The following is a 16,523-nucleotide window of genomic DNA, read 5'->3' as shown; positions in this document are numbered from 1 at the left end:
TCGTATGAGCTGCTTTTTTTGTCTTATGAAACGCTAACAGGTTTTAAGATAAATTCTTCCACAACTTTTGCCACACCGTCGTTCATGTTTGTATCTGTTACATGGTTGGCTTTTTCTTTAATATCTTCAGGAGCATTTCCCATTGCTACGCCAAGTCCTGCAAATTCAATCATGGCAAGATCATTATAACTGTCGCCAATGGCAATCACTTCATCGCGTGTAATGCCAAGCTGTTGAATTAATAAGTGGAGACTTGTCCCTTTTGTGACGCCTTCTTCTGTAAATTCAAGGAAGTATGGTTTAGAGCGCATTACGCTTAGCTCTCCTTGAAGTTGCTTTTGAAGTTTCTTTTCAACGTGAACCAGCATTTCCGGTTCTGCAAGCATGAGTACTTTTACAACAGGTTCTGTAACGGCATCAGTAAAAGATGAAACAACACGGATCGGCAGACCTGTAATGTCACTTTCAATATCGGTAAATTTATTTTCTACTTCGGTTATAATTTCATCTCCCACGTACGTATGAATTAAAACGCCTTCTTCGCGGCTAATATCGTCGAGACGTGCAACAGTTCTCGGAGACAATGTACTGCTAAATAGCTCTTCATTTGTTAGGCAATTAATGATTTTTGCCCCATTAAACGATAAAATAAAGCTTCCGTACTTTTCTAATTCGAGCTCTTTCGCAATGTGAACCATTCCGTAAGTTGGTCGTCCAGAAGCAAGTACAACTTTCACTCCCGATTCTTGCGCCTTCATTAATGCTTCTTTTGTGGGCGGAGAAATAGTGTGATCATCGCATAATAGTGTATCATCCAAATCTAAAACAATCATTTTGTAAGGCATATTTTTAAATTCCCTTCTTCTACTAGACTCATATCTTCATATGGTACTATAAAAAAACGTTTGATTCAATTTAATGATTTTTTGAAAAAATGAGAGGTATGCGTATACTTTGTTTGAACTCCTCGGAAGTAGATAAAACAATGAAAAACACGAACTAATAATCGGTAATTTTGATTATTAGTTCGTGTTTTATTTCTGCTAAAACACTTTTATCTCAGCTTCTGGATTAGTAAGCAGCTAGAGTTTGATTAATTTTCTGCACATCTCCTTCATTGAATGCTTCTTTTAAGAGCGTATAAGATTGCTTTTTTTGTTCGAAATTCTGAATAGCGGTAAGTATGATAAATTCATCAATAGAAAATTCCTGTTTCAAAGCTTGAAGCTTTTGACGAATGGTTTCTTTTGTACCGTATATAACGTTTGCTTCTTTTTCTTCAATTCGATAGCTTTCTTTGGACTGCTGACCAAATTCGTCAGCTTTTTCTTTGGACCCTAATGTAGCGGACTTCCCATTTTGTAAGTATACTTTAAATATTTTTGTGCTGGATGCTAATGCTTTTGCTTCTTCTACGGTATCCGCTACGATGACGGAAAGGGCAACGACAAGCGAGCGTGCGCGAGATGAAACGTGCTGATTATAGACAGAAATCGCTTCTTCCAGCACTTTTTGATCGCCATTAATAAATTGAGCAAATACATAAGGAAGGTTTAATGAACCCGCAAGCTCTGCGCTTGAAGCACTTGCTCCCAGTAAAAATATATCTGCCGATTTTTCGGGCCTTGGATAGGCTTTTAAACCGTAAAGAGGGTGATCTTCCGGCAGCGTATCGTTTAGGTATTGTTTAAGTTCTATCAGTTTGTCTGTTAAGGACTTAGTGGGCTGAGAGTTTTGTTGCAAGGCTTGAGTAGAATGAGGTAGTCCTCCTGGTGCTCTACCGATTCCAAGATCGATGCGATTTGGAGATAATGAGGCTAAAACATTAAAATTTTCTGCTACTTTATAAGGGCTGTAGTGCTGAAGCATAACACCACCTGAGCCGATACGGATATGATGCGTTTTAGCGAGCAGGTGAGAAATTAACACTTCAGGTGATGATCCTACAACATGTGCAGAGTCATGATGCTCCGCTACCCAAAAGCGGTGGTAGCCAAGTTCTTCTGCTAGCTGAGCTAATTGTATAGTATGCTGAAATGCATCTTCAGCACGCTCACCTTCATAACGTGGGCTTTGATCTAAAATACTTAATTTCACTGAAAACACTCCTTAAAGTTGATAAAAAAGGTAAGAATAATTGGGATTAATTTTAGCAAAGGATTTTCCAGATGAAAAGAGTTTTTTTAAAGAAAAATATTTTTTGAAAAATAAGTTGACTTTGCCATTTTGAGGCTATATAGTTGAATCATCAAACAGAAAAGCCGATAAAACAACTTGGATAAATAAGAATTAAGTGAGTATGTTTCAAAGACACTTCACTTCATTCTCCGGTTTTATCAAACAAACAGTTAAAGCTGATTGGTCTACCAAAGGCTCCTGAGGAAACTCCAGGAGCCTTTTTGCTATAAAAAGGAGGGGAAGAAAGTGAGCGATGTATGTATTTTATATAACGGAAGCTCTCATAATTATCAACAAATAGCTTTAGTGAAAGATGAGCTAGAAGCTTGCTTAACCTCAAAAGGAGTGCACGCAGAAACTATTTTGTATCATGATGTACACGCTTTGAAGCAGGAAGCACAGAAGGAAGTAAAGGGATTTATTTCAAAATTGAACCAAGCTAAAAGTATTATCGTTCTGTTATCTGGAGTAAATGAAACATACGTACAGTCTTTTGAACGGCTAACAAAAATATTGCCAGAAGATTTATTGCATGAAAAAATACTTCTGCCAATTCTTATTGGTGAAAATGTGAATTCTTTACTAAAAGCTAAGTATGATTTAAAACTTTTAGCGTCTTTTTTAGGTAGGCCTTATTGGCTCAGCAGTCTTTTTCTGCTGCATGAATACGTCTCTTTTACAGGCATCAACAATGCGAATGCCAAAAGTCGTTTAAAGGAAGCTGTGGATGAGCTGATTTATAAAGCCGATCTATCTCTTCAAACATTTATAAAATGAGGTGAAGAAAATGAGTGAATTATTTCGATTAGCAACCGTAGAAGATGCTAAAGAACTGTTGAATTTAACACTTCGAGCATACGAGCCGATTCGAGAGCTAGGAATTAAGTTTCCAGCCGCAACGGCAACGATTGAACTTGTAAAAGAAAACATTCAAAACAGCCGTTGCTACGTGCTGGAAAGTGATAAAAAAATCGTAGCTACGATTACAGCAAGAACGTATAAAGAAATAACGAACTGGCCTTTCTTATGGTGGTTTGCCGTAGATCCTTTGGTTAAAAAGAAAGGAGTAGGTTCTAAACTCTTAACATGGGTTGAAGAAACGATTATTCGAGATCAACTGGGGGCTCCTGCCGTTACATTAGCTACTTCTGATCAACACCCGTGGTTGATTCCTATGTATGAAAGGAAAGGGTATGAACGCTTTTTTGAAGTCGATCAAGGAGAAGAAGGAAAAGGCGTATTCTTAAGGAAAATCTTACATCCCGAAAGATATGAGTTAGAAAAACACAAGGAGTTACAAAAAGCTAATTAATCATTTAAAAGAAAAGAGGAAAAACCATGTCAGCAAAGATTTTATTATGGAATCGAAAAGGTTGTCATCATTGCGAGGAACTAAAAGCATATTTTCATGAGAAAGGATATCAATATGAAAGTATCGATGTAGAAGGAAAAGATTATTTGCGGGATTTACTTGAAATTAAATACGGTATTCGCCATGTACCGGTCGTTGAAATTGGAGACGAGGGGCAGTTTAAAGGAGTAATTGAAAAAGATTATGAACAAATAGAAAAATTGATTGAAGACTATTCACCAATCGTTAAATAGCTGGAACATCTATTTTATTCATTCATTAAAACAATAAATTATTTTGAGACATAGTGAGGGACAAAACACATGAAAAAACTACAGCTGATAGCTATCTTTTTATCACTTCTTTTATTACTAGCCGCTTGCGGAACACCAAATAAAGAAACAGCGGCTAACGCAAGCAAAGACAAAGTACAAAAAATTATTGTAGGAACAGGTACGCAATTTCCGAACATTTGCTTTCTTGACGATAAAGGAAATCTAACAGGGTATGACGTAGAACTTGTTAAAGAAATAGACAAACGTCTTCCAAACTATAAGTTCGAATTTAAGACAATGGATTTTTCTAATTTACTTTTGAGCTTAGAATCGAACAAAATTGATTTAGTAGCCCATCAGATGGAAGTAAATGAAGAGAGAAAACAAAAGTTCCTTTTTAACAAAGAACCTTATAATATCTTTCCGCTACATGTAGTTGTAAACGAAAAAAATACGTCTATTAAATCAATTAAAGATTTGAGCGGTAAAAAGGTAATTGTAGGAGCAACGAGTAATTCTGCTAACTTAATCGATAAGTATAACAAAGAACATGGAAATAAAATTAATATCGTCTATTCAGGCCAAGGATCTGATGATACAAAAACGCAGCTGAAAACAGGGCGTGCGGATGCCACGATTAGTACGCCGTTTGCAGTTGACTTTGTCAATAAACAAGCGGACGCAGAGCAAAAAGTTGTAGGGCCTGCTATTTCAAATTCAAAAGTATATTTTATGCTTCGCAAAGATGAAACAGGTTTACAAAAAGATGTGGATAAAGCGCTAAAAGAAATAAAAGAAGACGGAACATTGACAAAATTAAGTAAAAAATGGCTGGGAGAAGATTATACAAAAGCAGCTGGAAATAACTAAAGCACTTACTGTGACCCAAGCCTTGAACTTGGGTCCTTTCGCTACCTGTAGAGGGAAACAAAGGAGAGAAAAAGATGGGAAAAGCATTTGATATAGAGTTGATTTTCACCTCTATTCCTCAAGTATTATCTTATTTGCATATTACAATTTGGATTTTGATTGCTTCACTTGTGATTGGCAGTACCTTGGGATTGTTTATTGCCCTGCCTCGTATTTATAAAATACCGGTGTTAAGTCAAATAGCAGCAGTTTATATTTCTTTTATGAGGGGAACCCCTATTTTAATTCAATTATTTTTAGTTTTTTACGGGATACCTGCCCTTTTACAATTGATTCATATTGACGTTTCAAGAATGGCTCCGCTCGTATTTGTTATTATCACGTATTCACTGAGCACGGCGGCGTCTTTTTCTGAAATGATGCGCGGTGCCATTAATAGTGTAGATAAAGGGCAAACCGAAGCAGCTTATAGTATAGGAATGAGCGGAAAACAAACGTTCACTCGAATTGTGCTGCCGCAAGCTCTCGTTGTAGCCTTTCCTAACTTTGGAAATCTTGTGATTGGGTCCTTAAAAGATACGTCTTTAGCCTTTACCATTGGTGTGATGGATATGATGGGAAGAGGAGATACCATTATCGCTGCAACGGCTCATGCAGTGGAGGTATATATCGCACTTGCCATTATTTATTATTTGGTGGCGATTATATTAGAGAAATTTTTTGTGAAATCAGAACAGAAGCTGCAAAAACATGATCAGCCTGTTCATATATAAAACGAGCTTACTAAAAGAGGTGTAAACATGATTATTGATGTACCGTTTATATGGACAGCATTTGTAGAAATTTTAAAGGCATTACCTTTAACACTCCTTATTACCACCGGTCCGTTACTAGGCGGGTTGCTTATTGGTATTGCTGTTGCGGCTGTGAGAATCAATTCAGTAAAAATAATAACGCCAATTGCCAACGTATACGTATCATTTTTCCGAGGAACGCCTGCTATTCTTCATATTATGGTTATTTACCTAGGGTTCCCGTTATTTATTAATAAAGTATCGAGTTACTATGGATGGGGCTTCAATGCAAACAGCATTCCTATTGTCGTATTTGTATTAATCGCTTTGTCTTTTACAGCGGGAGCTTATATGTCAGAGATTATTCGCTCTGGTTTGTTAGCTGTAGAAAAAGGACAAATTGAGGCCGCGTATGCCATTGGGATGAATCGTTTTCAATCAATGAAACGAATTGTTTTTCCACAGGCGTTTGCTTTGTCTTTACCGAATTTATGTAATATTTTCATCGGCTTTTTGCATACGTCTTCTATCGCATTCATCGTATCGCAAAAAGAGCTAAACGGTGCTGCTAATATCGTAGCTTCGAATAATCTCAAGTTTTTAGAAGCCTATATTGCTGCTGCTCTTATTTATTGGATGCTGACGATGTTAATAGAAGGGATAACAGCGCTGCTTGAACGAAAATTAACGGTTTATAATCGAGGAGGGGTTGTATGATTGTACTAACAAATATAAGAAAAACATTTGGTGATAATACAGTATTGGACGGTATTGATTTAATTGTTAAAAAAGGCGACGTTGTGACCATTTTAGGACCGAGTGGTTCTGGAAAGACTACGTTTTTACGCTGCATTAATTTCTTAGAAAAAGCAGATGAAGGAGAAGTTTCGATTGATCAATTAACGGTTCAGTGCCAAAAGCCAAACCGCAAAGACATTTTAACTCTTCGACAAAAAACAACGATGGTTTTTCAGCAATACAATTTGTTCAAACACAAAACCGTTATTGAAAATATTATGGAGGGGCTAGTTATTGTTCAAAAGCTGCCAAAGGAAGAAGCGAAACAACGCAGTTTAGACGTCCTTGAAAAAGTGGGGCTTGCTGAAAAAGCAAATGCTTATCCAAGTCAGTTATCAGGAGGTCAACAGCAGCGAGTGGGCATTGCTAGAGCGCTTGCTTTAAATCCTGAAGTCATTTTATTTGATGAGCCGACGTCTGCTTTGGACCCTGAACTGGTGGGTGAAGTACTGTCTGTTATTCGTAAAATTGCTGAAGAAGGAATTACAATGATCATTGTTACGCACGAAATGAGTTTTGCCCGTGAAGTTTCTAATCACGTGGTATTTATGGACGGAGGAAAGATTGTCGAACAAGGTCATCCTGAAGACATATTTTTAAACCCAAAAGAAGATCGAACAAAGCAATTTTTCAAGCGTATTAACCCAACGCATTCTCCTTACTCTTATATTTATGAAAAAACAATCTAATATTTTAATCGAAAACCAACTTGACTCATAGGAATAATAAGTATATGATGAAATCATCAAATTAAACAAACCGACTAGATCACTAGAGGTTCTTTGCACAATGTCACACATTGTGCAAAGAACCTTTTATTTTTTACTAGACTTAAGGGAAGAAGGGTGAACGTAGTGAATAGAGGAGCATTAAAAGCTAAAACAAGCAAAAAACTTATTATAAAAGGGCAGGTTGTACCTGGAAGGCAGCAAGGAAGACACTTAGGGTTTCCAACAGCTAATATAGATACTCAGCATGAGGAATTAAAAAATGGCGTGTATGGTGTCCTCGTTCATCTGCGGGGACTTGAACATATAGGAGTTATGAATGTAGGGGTTAAGCCGACATTTGGATCGGAACTATCTAAAACATTTGAGGTTCATATTCTGGATTTTAACGACGTTATTTATGGAGAGACAGTTCAATGCGACGTGATCTTTCGGGTGAGAGGAGAGAAAAAATTCCCTTCTATTGAATTTTTAAAGCATCAAATTAAAGCTGATACGCTACAAGCAAAGCAAAGATTTCAACATATGGGTTATGTATCTAGTGAAGCTTCAGCTTCCAAGCTAGGGCAAACGAGATATTTAAATCTGCCTGATCTCCAGTTTTTTAATTGGTGCCACAGTCAATTCAGAGTCAATAAAGGGATTTACAATACAATTGATCAATGGTTTTATGACGAAGGAATTGAAAATATTCATCCTAGAAGAGTTCACGTTATCGCTTTTTTGCAATTTGCACAAGAAGGAAATGGAAGAAAGACAGAAAAAGAAGGAGTCCTTCGCTTTGGAGCAGGCGGTTTAACCAATCAATTACGAGAATTTATGAATGGGTATGAAAAAGGAGAATGGTAATATGACACATCAAAGACAATTAAAGCTAGGGGCTATTATTCATGGAGTCGGAGGTAATATGGGGGCGTGGAGACATTCTGAAATTTTGTCAGATGCCAGCGTTAATTTCGGTTTTTACAAGCAGCAGGCTCAAAAAGCGGAAGAAGGAAAATTTGATTTAGTGTTCATTGCCGATGGGTTATATATCAATGAAAAATCGCTTCCGCATTTTTTGAATCGTTTTGAACCTCTTACTATTCTATCAGCACTTGCTTCTGTCACTTCTCATATTGGCTTAGTCGGCACTCTATCGACTTCGTATAGCGAGCCGTTTACGGTGGCTAGACAATTCGCTTCACTTGATCATATTAGCAGCGGCCGAGCGGGATGGAATGTTGTAACATCTCCATTAGAAGGATCTGCGCTTAACTATGGAAAAGAGCACCCCACTCATGACAAACGCTATAGAATAGCTGAAGAGTTTCTAGAAGTAACAAAGGGATTATGGGATTCTTGGGAAGATGATGCATTTATTCGAAATAAAGAAACCGGACAATTTTTTGAGGAGAAAAAGCTGCACCGATTGCATCATAAAGGCGAATTTTTCTCTGTAGAAGGTCCGTTAAACATTGGGCGCTCAGCTCAGGGGCAGCCCGTAGTGTTTCAAGCAGGATCTTCTGAAAGCGGAAAAGATTTAGCAGCAAAAACGGCTGACGCAGTGTTTACGGGACAAGACAATTTAGAAGAAGCAAAAGCTTTTTACCAAGATGTAAAATTGAGAGCCGCAGCGCAAGGACGCAATGAAAACGAACTTTTAATTTTTCCGGGAATTGGTCCTATAATTGGTAGTACAAACGAAGAAGCCGAAAGAAAATATGAAGAACTTTCTCAATTGGTGACAATTGAACATGCGCTAAACTACTTAGGACGCTTTTTCGATCATTTTGATTTTTCACAGTTTCCATTAGATGATGCATTTCCTGACTTGGGGGATATAGGGAATAATAGTTTCCGCAGTACAACCGACAAAATTAAAGAAAACGCCAAAAAATATAAGTGGACACTGCGAGAAGCAGCGCTGCGAATTGCTACACCTAAAACACAATTTATTGGGACGCCAGAGCATATCGCTAATTTGATGGAACAGTGGTTCGAAGAAAAAGGAGCTGACGGCTTTATTATTCATTCAAGCGTTCCGCATGGCTTAGATGACTTTGTTGAACATGTTGTACCGATACTGCAAGAAAGAGGCCTGTATCGTACAGAATACGAAGGGAGTACGTTAAGAAGTAACTTGCATTTGAATGTTCCTAAAAATCGCTACACACAGGTAAAAGTTAACTGAAGTGGATTCAAAGAGACTCGAAGGAGTCTCTTTTTTAATATTTTTAATATTAAAAATATGGTAAAATTCTTTTTGTAGGTTATTCGTTTCAGTTCATAAGGCCTAAAGGGTTTTGAATACCCGGAAAGGAGTCAAATGGAAAAAAGACATAAAAGTAAGAAGAAGCGTATGATCATTTCGGTATCTTTATCCTTTTTTTTAGTCGGGGGAGGAGCGACAGGATGGATATTGTACCAAAACGGAAAAATTCCTTTTTTATCACAGCAAAGTATAAAGGCAAGTGCCATTAAAGTGGATCAACAAAAAGTTGATAAGCTGGAAAGCAGCGATCAGCAGGCAAAAGACTTTATTGCTGAACATCATGACGTACTAAATGATTTGACGGGGTGGAGTGCCATTGAGCATCCAGACTGGCCTGCCGTACAAGAAGAAGCCACAGCCATTAATAATACGATTGGCACGATTGAAGTAAAAGATTCTGTTTTAAAGAAAGACTTTCAGCATATGGAGAAGCTCGCTGGACAGCTAGAGCAGACGAAAGATCAAGCACTGTTAAAAGAGCTTCATCGTTATTTTCATGACTTAGATGTTGTGATCAATGAAGACGATGGATCAAATACATATTTTGATGTTACCAGCTATGGTAAATCAGTTGTAAAGACTTCTAAATGAGTCATAGTAAAAAGCTTTATACATAAAAGTAGTTTTATATAACAAACGTCTTCGCTTATTCATGCATATGCTACGGATAAGGAGGAGACAGGTTATATGAAAAAAATTTATTTAGATGCAGGTCACGGAGGGGCAGATCTAGGGGCTGTCGCCAGCGGGTTATATGAAAAAGACTTAGTGTTAGCTGTTCAACAGTACATCATCTCTTTTCTTTCTACTCACTATGAAGGATTTTCTCTTTGTACAACGCGTACAACCGATGTGTTTTTGTCATTAAATGAACGGGTCAACAAAGCCAATGCGTGGGGTGCTGATGTATACTTATCTATTCATATAAATTTAGGCGGCGAAACGGGATATGAAGATTTTATTTATAGCAAAAATATAAATAACCAAACCATTGTGTTACGAAACGATATTCACGATCATGTGAAATTTGTTCTCACTAAATACAATCACTTTAACCGAGGCAGGAAATTGGCTAATCATAGTGTGTTAAGACGTTCCTATATGCCGTCTGTACTAACTGAAATCGGGTTTATTGATACAGAAAACGATGCAAAGCTCTTAAAAAATCCTCAATTTCTAAAAGATATGGGGGTGGCATATGCACAAGGGATTGCGCAGTTTTTAAACTTGGAGTCTAAATCTACAAATTCTGTGGGAGATTCTGACGAGGAAGGTTTTCCAAAGCCTACTTTTTTATATAAACCTTTATGGATAAAAACAACCGAGGATACGGAGACGTATAAGGATGCAAATATGTCAGAGAGAACAGGTTATTTAAAAAAGAATACCTTCTTTCAAGTTTATGGTGAAACACGTGCAGCCTGGGTGATGGATGGACAACATTTTATTGAAAAAAAAGATACAATCATTGAAGGAGAAACCATCACAACTGCGGAATTAACAAAAGAGAATATGGAAACATTAAAAGTGTTTGTGACAAAAGAGAAATTAGAAACAGCCGTAACCTTTTCCAAAGAAGGAGCCGCGGCAGCCATCATTACCCTTCGCGATAAAAAAATACTGAATGTAAAAGCATTTTTAGATAGAGAAAATTGGTGGTACAAAGCTGAACGGATAAAAAAATAGTGAAAAAACCTGCTTGTTTTTTGAAGCTTTCACCCTAGTAATTTTACTTATTTTTGATAGAATATAAAGAGCTGAATCGTAAAGATGCATAAAGGTGTGATGGAAATGGAAGAGCAACAAGAAGCGATTGATTTAACAAAAATATATGTATATGAGGAGTTTCCGGATAAAGTTGCAGGCAGATGCGATAACTGTGGACATGTGAAATTTAAAAGCTTAGTAAAAGACTTTATTTTTATCCGTACATGCGCAAAGTGCGGCATGAAAAAAAGCATTTAAATCCCTACTTCTTTATAAAAAACGCTCTTTTCTGAAATGAAAAGAGCGTTTTTTCTCTATTTAACGTATAAATGATCGCTAAGCTGCTCTGAAATAGTCTCTACATCTTCTTGTACATGTTTTTGTTTTTTCATCATTTCTAGTAGGATTTCTTCAAGATTCTGTGAATGGTTTTGCTTATCTTTTGGTTTATGTAAGTACTTTGCAATTTGATGCATATTATTGCTTAGCCGGCTTAGTTCAGACTCAATCTTTCGCAGGTTAACCAATAGTTCCACACCTGCTTCTTTGCCGATTAAAGGAGGCTTAACTTTTCCATCCATAATAAATTTTCGAATGAGAGACGTTCGTTTTAAATTATAGTGTTCAATAAGTTCCTCTAATTTTTCTTTTTCTTCTTCATTCAACTTAATTGCTGGAATGCTGTGTCCTCTCATAAGGTATCTCCTTTCAAGAGCAGTTCTTGCTGCGTTCAATCATATGTAAACATTCTCTTGTCTTTAATAATAGCAACCTTTTCCATGGTTAACTATGGTGAAAAGTTACTAAAATGTCGAACGTACAGTCTGTTAAAAAACTGGTAAATTAAGAAATTTGGTTTAGTAATAGTTGAATTATAGAAGGAATGTCATTATCTACAATATTGCTGCTTTATTAAAAAGGCAGCAAAAGGGATGAATGGACCGCTGTTGTACTCAACCATTTTTGAGAGCGCAGCTTTAAAGAAGAGGGATGATTTTTATGATTTTTTCCTCATACCACATCTTTCCTCCTAGTAACTCTGTCGAATCTTCTAGACTATTGTCTCAAGGGAATAGAAAGAAAGAAGACGAAATGGTTGAGAACGAGGTAAAGTCATATTATGTCTTTATTGACCTCATTTACATACTTTACGGGGGAGGAATACGTTTGAAACTAAAAAAAAGATTAAAACTAAATAAGATAGGGGTAGCCATGCTTACGGCTGGTGTCATATGTACAGCTTATATGCCCCTTCATACGCTGCAAAAGCCTGTAGTCGCTTTGGCGGCAGAGAATCAGTCAGATTCTTTAGAGCGAGCATTTGCACAAGCATCTAAAGAATTTGGTGTGCCAGCTTCGCTTTTAAAAGCAATTTCCTACAACAAGTCGCGCTGGGAAAGTCATAATGGAAAACCTAGTGCAGCCGGGGGATACGGTCTTATGCATTTAACAGACATCCCTTCTTTAGAAGATGGAAAAGGAAACGGAGCTGTGCCTTCAAAACCAGCATATGATAAACAGCAAACTCTCTCCTTAGCTGCTAAGCTGCTTAACTCAGATAAAGAAAGATTAAAAAAAGATCCTGTGCAAAATATTCGCGGTGGCGCTGCTGTGCTGGCTTTTATCGCAAAAGACAAAAATGGAAACATACCGTCCACTGATCAAAAATGGTACGATGCAGTCGCCGCTTACAGTGCTTCTCAGGATAAAGAAAACGCTCAAGTATTTGCCGATGATGTATATGAAACGTTGGAAAAAGGAGCAGAGCATACAACGTCAGACGGACAGCATCTTAAAATTTCCCCTCAAAATATAGATATGTCGATTCCTCGTGCTGAAAATTCCAATACGAATAAAGCGGATTGTCCGGCATCTTTAAAATGTGAATACATCCCTGCTTTTTACGGGAAATTCAGCGAAAGTCCTTCAAATTATGGAAACTATGATATTGCAAACCGCCAAAAATCAGATGTTCGCTATATTGTTATTCATGATACAGAAGTAAGTTATGATGGAACGATTGATTTGTTTGCTAACCCTAATAGAGCCGCTGCAAACTATGTAATCCGTTCAAGTGATGGTCACATCGCACAGATGATCCATAACAAAGACGTAGCATGGCATGCAGGAAACTGGTATTTTAATACACACAGTATTGGAATTGAACATGAAGGATTCGCCCTTGAAGGATCTACTTGGTTTACGGAAGAAATGTATCGTTCTTCGGCAAGACTCGTACGCCACCTTGCCAAAGAATATAATATTCCATTAGACCGAGCTCATATTATTGGTCATGATGAGGTGCCGGGTTTGTCTCCTAAGGCTCAATCAGGTATGCATTCAGATCCCGGGCCGTTTTGGGATTGGGGGCACTACATGAATTTAGTAGGAAGCCCGGTCGAGCGCCAGCATACAAACAAACTAGCCGTTACGATTAATCCAGTCTTTCAAAACAATCAGCCAGAAGTATCAGATGCACCAAAGCAGCCGGCCAACTTTGTGTATTTGCATCAAGCTCCCAGCAATGATTCACCGCTGCTGAATGAGCCTGCAGCTTCAGGGCCTGGAACGAAACAAACGTTAGACTGGGGAAGCAAAGCAGTAACTGGACAGACGTATGCAGTAGCTGAGACAAAAGGAGAATGGACAGCGATTTGGTACGGAGGACAAAAAGCCTGGTTTTATAATCCGCATAATAAAAATACAAGTGAAGGTACAGGCATATTATTAACGCCAAAACCAGGGAAAGAAAGCATTCAAGTGTACGGAGGAGCTTTCCCGGAGGCTTCAGCCTATCCTTCTGATATACCAGTTAAAGCTATGGTGCCACTTCAGTATAAAATTTCTCCAGAGCAGGTGTACGTGGGGGTAGAGAAAGTAAGGAGTGACTATTACTATGCCCCAACTTTTACAACAAACCCAAACGATCACAAAATGATTGTTGGAAAAGACGAATATTATCAAATTTATTTTAATCACCGCTATGCGTTTGTGAAAGCGTCAGATGTAGAGGGTAAAAGACAATAGAATAGAGTGTTAAAAGAAAAGAAAGAGACAGGGTGTTTAAATGGTATGTCTCTTTCTTTTTTTTAAAACCACAAAAATTCAGAAGGTTATTGATGATGTTTTCTTATAATGATTTTCTAGCTTATTATCTTTTTACAAAAGGAAGGAATGTCCCGTGATTATAATTAAGCCTCTAAGCCAGTGTTCTTTTTCTGATGCATTACAAGCATTCAATAAGGGTTTTGAAGATTATTATCTTCCGATTGAGCTGTCACTAGATCAATTCACTTGTAGGTTTGGTTTTGATCAGCTATCTGTCGACCATTCTTTTATGGCTTTTTATAATAATACACCAGCTGGAATTATGTTAAATGGAATAAAAAAGGTCAAGGGAAAAAAACATGCTTGGAATGGAGGTACAAGCGTAGCCTTACCTTACCGGAAAATAGGAATTGGAGAAGCCTTACTAAAAGCTACACTTGAGAGATACCAGCAGCAAGGAGTAGTGGAAGCCAGTCTGGAAGCATTTAAAGTGAATGAAAAAGCCATTCACCTTTATCAGAAATATGGATATGAGATTGTAGATACCCTTTTATTTCTAAAGCATAGAGGTAGTTTTCACGCTTCTTTACTTAAAAAGAAGAATCAGCTTACGTATTCGTTAAAGCGAAGGCTTGCAAAAGATATTCAGAACCTACCCTTTTATACATACGATGTTCCGTGGAAAAATCAGTTTGACTGTATTCGTGATGGAGAATCGTTTATTGCGTTGAATGAAAGAAACGAAGAAGTTGGCTATCTGTTATTTCAAAGGAATTTTTCTTCCATAGGCATTGTGAATTCCATTACTTTTTATCAAGGAAGCGTTAAGGAACATATCTCAAATTCAGAGGACGTTCTGGGCTTTTTATTAGCAACTATTTTTAATATGTATGGACCAATTGCTTACAATACATATAATGTACCTGAAAAAAGAAATAGCTTACTCGTGAAAATGTTAAAATCATTTGGTTTTCAAGATTTATATACAGATGAAGGAATCAAACTTGAGCAGGTGTTTATGAAAAAACAGCTTTAAAAGCGGCCATGGGCCGCTTTTACTGCATTTCTGTAATTGGATGTGCATCATAAAATTCCTCGATTTTTTCTTGCTGTCCTTCGAATTTTTCTTTCCATACTTGTTTCACGTCATTATAATTCCGAAGATCTATTCCGTAGAAGTCCTTTAACTCTTTTCGAGTAATGGTGATTGTCTGAGGAACAGTCGTATTAATAGTAAAGTGAACGCTGTCAGCATTTTGTACGGCAGAAAGTAAGATGGTTGCGTTATGTAAAAGTATGCGTTTGGTTTTAACAGACGTCCAGCTTTTTTCAAACGTATGCTGATTATTATTTATTGCAGCGTAATTAATTGTTAAGTAATAAGGTTTTTGCGTATCTTGGAAGGTTATACCTTTTAAATAAACGTGTCCTGGAAGCTTATTTGTAATTTCCTCTATTGAAGCCTCATGTTTTGAAGAAGAAGTATGTTGAATAGAAGAAGCAGAGACTCTTTCGGCAGACAGATTATTATGAGGTGCATAAGCACACCCTGATAGGCAAGTGAGTACTGTGCAAAGTGTAAGAGAAGCATATATTTTTTTCATAATGGTAACTCCTTTTATTTATATCTACTTGTAAAGACGAAAGACTTATATATTTTGTTTCATACAAAATATAAGTTTATTCATTAAAAAGACATATAATCCAAAATAATAGAAGTTAATAACCCTAATGAAGCAATAAAACCAATAACAGGACCACCTTCTTCAAAAGCTTCTGGCAACATCGTCGAAGCAACCATTGCCACAATGCCACCACCGGCGAATGAGGCAATAAAACCCATCATGTTTGGGGTAGCATTTTGAAGAAATAGATATCCAATCCAAGAACAAAGAGCCGATATAAAGAAGACAGAAAGCCATAATGAAAAAATTTTCTTTTGCTTATATTGGCTTTTTAGTAGTCCGCTTGTCCCGGAGATTCCTTCGGGTATATTGCTGATAAAAATAGAAACAACAAGCAGCCAGCTAACGTGGTGCTGTTCAATCAAACTTGCGCCAATCATCAGTGACTCAGGTATAGCATCCATAATGGTACCAATAAAAATGGCTAGTCCCGAGCTAGCGGGGACAAGGTGGTCCGAACGTTTTCTTTTGTGAGCGCCTTTTTTAGCTAAGGAGATGTCAAGAAGAGTAAAAAGTGCTGAGCCTGTTAAAAAGCCTAAAGAAGAAGAAATGATTCCTGCTTCTTTTACCGAATCTTGAATGAGCTCGTAAGCAGCAGCTCCTAACAAAACGCCCGTGCCAAAAGCCATAATATAAGCAGTCAACGGTTTTTTTAAAGGTACAAAAATAGCTATAATAGCTCCAATTAATACAGCTGAGCCTGAGACACCACCCCACATAAGGGCATCTATCACATGAGATCCCTACTTTCTTACGTACTTACTTGTAGTGTAACCATCTCTATGATTATTATGAAACAAGATAAATGAACTAAAAAAATGGAAAAAAATCACTT

The 16,523-nt window shown here is 37.3% G+C and carries 19 protein-coding genes; 14 read left to right on the top strand and 5 right to left on the bottom strand.

Going from position 1 to position 16,523, the window contains the following annotated elements; genetic code table 11:
- Positions 1-23: 23 nt before the first annotated feature.
- The gene (locus AC1DEF_RS09800) at positions 24-845 is read right to left on the bottom strand and encodes a Cof-type HAD-IIB family hydrolase (RefSeq protein WP_097823607.1); all 822 of its coding nucleotides are present in this window, start codon (positions 843-845) and stop codon (positions 24-26) included.
- Positions 846-1,071: 226 nt separating this feature from the next.
- Positions 1,072-2,097, bottom strand: a complete 1,026-nt coding sequence (locus AC1DEF_RS09795; protein ID WP_097823606.1) for an LLM class flavin-dependent oxidoreductase — start codon at positions 2,095-2,097, stop codon at positions 1,072-1,074.
- A 327-nt stretch (positions 2,098-2,424) separates the two neighbouring features.
- Here AC1DEF_RS09795 and AC1DEF_RS09790 point away from each other — a divergent pair, with 327 nt between their 5' ends.
- The 12 genes from AC1DEF_RS09790 (at position 2,425) to AC1DEF_RS09735 (ending at position 11,213) form a co-directional block, all read left to right on the top strand.
- Positions 2,425-2,955, top strand: coding sequence for a hypothetical protein (locus AC1DEF_RS09790; RefSeq protein ID WP_097823605.1), 531 nt, complete (start codon positions 2,425-2,427; stop codon positions 2,953-2,955).
- Between the two features lie 10 nt (positions 2,956-2,965).
- Positions 2,966-3,490, top strand: a complete 525-nt coding sequence (locus tag AC1DEF_RS09785; protein ID WP_097823604.1) for a GNAT family N-acetyltransferase — start codon at positions 2,966-2,968, stop codon at positions 3,488-3,490.
- 26 nt (positions 3,491-3,516) lie between these two features.
- Positions 3,517-3,783, top strand: a complete 267-nt coding sequence (locus AC1DEF_RS09780; protein WP_043982088.1) for a glutaredoxin family protein — start codon at positions 3,517-3,519, stop codon at positions 3,781-3,783.
- Positions 3,784-3,852: 69 nt separating this feature from the next.
- Positions 3,853-4,674 carry an amino acid ABC transporter substrate-binding protein gene (locus tag AC1DEF_RS09775; RefSeq protein ID WP_097823603.1) on the top strand — a complete coding sequence of 274 codons (822 nt, stop codon included), beginning with the start codon at positions 3,853-3,855 and terminating at the stop codon, positions 4,672-4,674.
- Between the two features lie 74 nt (positions 4,675-4,748).
- Entirely contained in the window at positions 4,749-5,447 is a 699-nt protein-coding gene (locus AC1DEF_RS09770; RefSeq protein ID WP_097823602.1) for an amino acid ABC transporter permease, read from the top strand.
- A 27-nt stretch (positions 5,448-5,474) separates the two neighbouring features.
- Positions 5,475-6,185, top strand: a complete 711-nt coding sequence (locus tag AC1DEF_RS09765; RefSeq protein ID WP_097823601.1) for an amino acid ABC transporter permease — start codon at positions 5,475-5,477, stop codon at positions 6,183-6,185.
- Positions 6,182-6,955, top strand: coding sequence for an amino acid ABC transporter ATP-binding protein (locus tag AC1DEF_RS09760; RefSeq protein ID WP_097823600.1), 774 nt, complete (start codon positions 6,182-6,184; stop codon positions 6,953-6,955). Before AC1DEF_RS09765 ends, AC1DEF_RS09760 begins: the two co-directional genes overlap by 4 nt.
- 165 nt (positions 6,956-7,120) lie before the next feature.
- Entirely contained in the window at positions 7,121-7,843 is a 723-nt protein-coding gene (locus tag AC1DEF_RS09755; protein ID WP_097823599.1) for a riboflavin kinase, read from the top strand.
- A gap of 1 nt (position 7,844) precedes the next feature.
- Entirely contained in the window at positions 7,845-9,167 is a 1,323-nt protein-coding gene (locus tag AC1DEF_RS09750) for an LLM class flavin-dependent oxidoreductase (protein WP_097823598.1), read from the top strand.
- Between the two features lie 135 nt (positions 9,168-9,302).
- Positions 9,303-9,839 carry a hypothetical protein gene (locus tag AC1DEF_RS09745; protein WP_097823597.1) on the top strand — a complete coding sequence of 179 codons (537 nt, stop codon included), beginning with the start codon at positions 9,303-9,305 and terminating at the stop codon, positions 9,837-9,839.
- A gap of 96 nt (positions 9,840-9,935) precedes the next feature.
- Positions 9,936-10,934, top strand: a complete 999-nt coding sequence (locus AC1DEF_RS09740) for an N-acetylmuramoyl-L-alanine amidase family protein (RefSeq protein ID WP_097823596.1) — start codon at positions 9,936-9,938, stop codon at positions 10,932-10,934.
- A gap of 84 nt (positions 10,935-11,018) precedes the next feature.
- A complete protein-coding gene (locus AC1DEF_RS09735) occupies positions 11,019-11,213 on the top strand; it encodes a DUF8096 family protein (RefSeq protein WP_043982100.1) in 195 nt (64 codons plus the stop codon).
- A gap of 56 nt (positions 11,214-11,269) precedes the next feature.
- Here the strand turns inward: AC1DEF_RS09735 and AC1DEF_RS09730 are convergent, their stop codons facing one another.
- The gene (locus AC1DEF_RS09730) at positions 11,270-11,650 is read right to left on the bottom strand and encodes a plasmid mobilization protein (protein ID WP_013056777.1); all 381 of its coding nucleotides are present in this window, start codon (positions 11,648-11,650) and stop codon (positions 11,270-11,272) included.
- Between the two features lie 472 nt (positions 11,651-12,122).
- Between AC1DEF_RS09730 and AC1DEF_RS09725 the strand changes: the two genes are divergently transcribed.
- Together AC1DEF_RS09725 and AC1DEF_RS09720 are read left to right on the top strand one after the other, a co-directional pair.
- Positions 12,123-13,982, top strand: a complete 1,860-nt coding sequence (locus tag AC1DEF_RS09725) for an N-acetylmuramoyl-L-alanine amidase (RefSeq protein WP_477727358.1) — start codon at positions 12,123-12,125, stop codon at positions 13,980-13,982.
- Between the two features lie 154 nt (positions 13,983-14,136).
- Positions 14,137-15,039, top strand: coding sequence for a GNAT family N-acetyltransferase (locus AC1DEF_RS09720; RefSeq protein WP_097823594.1), 903 nt, complete (start codon positions 14,137-14,139; stop codon positions 15,037-15,039).
- A 19-nt stretch (positions 15,040-15,058) separates the two neighbouring features.
- Here AC1DEF_RS09720 and AC1DEF_RS09715 read toward each other — a convergent pair whose 3' ends face one another.
- A complete protein-coding gene (locus tag AC1DEF_RS09715) occupies positions 15,059-15,607 on the bottom strand; it encodes a DUF4825 domain-containing protein (RefSeq protein WP_097823593.1) in 549 nt (182 codons plus the stop codon).
- A gap of 83 nt (positions 15,608-15,690) precedes the next feature.
- The gene (locus tag AC1DEF_RS09710) at positions 15,691-16,422 is read right to left on the bottom strand and encodes a ZIP family metal transporter (RefSeq protein ID WP_097823592.1); all 732 of its coding nucleotides are present in this window, start codon (positions 16,420-16,422) and stop codon (positions 15,691-15,693) included.
- Between the last annotated feature and the right edge of the window lie 101 nt (positions 16,423-16,523).

The organism is Priestia sp. 10L35 (assembly GCF_056395685.1).
This window is presented reverse-complemented; position numbering and strand designations above follow the sequence as displayed.

Coding starts and splice junctions, on each gene's coding strand:
- AC1DEF_RS09750 (WP_097823598.1), top strand. CDS start 7,845: ATGACACATCAAAGACAATTAAAGCTAGGGGCTATTATTCATGGAGTC.
- AC1DEF_RS09770 (WP_097823602.1), top strand. CDS start 4,749: ATGGGAAAAGCATTTGATATAGAGTTGATTTTCACCTCTATTCCTCAA.
- AC1DEF_RS09740 (WP_097823596.1), top strand. CDS start 9,936: ATGAAAAAAATTTATTTAGATGCAGGTCACGGAGGGGCAGATCTAGGG.
- AC1DEF_RS09715 (WP_097823593.1), bottom strand. CDS start 15,607: ATGAAAAAAATATATGCTTCTCTTACACTTTGCACAGTACTCACTTGC.
- AC1DEF_RS09760 (WP_097823600.1), top strand. CDS start 6,182: ATGATTGTACTAACAAATATAAGAAAAACATTTGGTGATAATACAGTA.
- AC1DEF_RS09765 (WP_097823601.1), top strand. CDS start 5,475: ATGATTATTGATGTACCGTTTATATGGACAGCATTTGTAGAAATTTTA.
- AC1DEF_RS09775 (WP_097823603.1), top strand. CDS start 3,853: ATGAAAAAACTACAGCTGATAGCTATCTTTTTATCACTTCTTTTATTA.
- AC1DEF_RS09780 (WP_043982088.1), top strand. CDS start 3,517: ATGTCAGCAAAGATTTTATTATGGAATCGAAAAGGTTGTCATCATTGC.
- AC1DEF_RS09730 (WP_013056777.1), bottom strand. CDS start 11,650: ATGAGAGGACACAGCATTCCAGCAATTAAGTTGAATGAAGAAGAAAAA.
- AC1DEF_RS09785 (WP_097823604.1), top strand. CDS start 2,966: ATGAGTGAATTATTTCGATTAGCAACCGTAGAAGATGCTAAAGAACTG.
- AC1DEF_RS09800 (WP_097823607.1), bottom strand. CDS start 845: ATGCCTTACAAAATGATTGTTTTAGATTTGGATGATACACTATTATGC.
- AC1DEF_RS09745 (WP_097823597.1), top strand. CDS start 9,303: ATGGAAAAAAGACATAAAAGTAAGAAGAAGCGTATGATCATTTCGGTA.
- AC1DEF_RS09735 (WP_043982100.1), top strand. CDS start 11,019: ATGCATAAAGGTGTGATGGAAATGGAAGAGCAACAAGAAGCGATTGAT.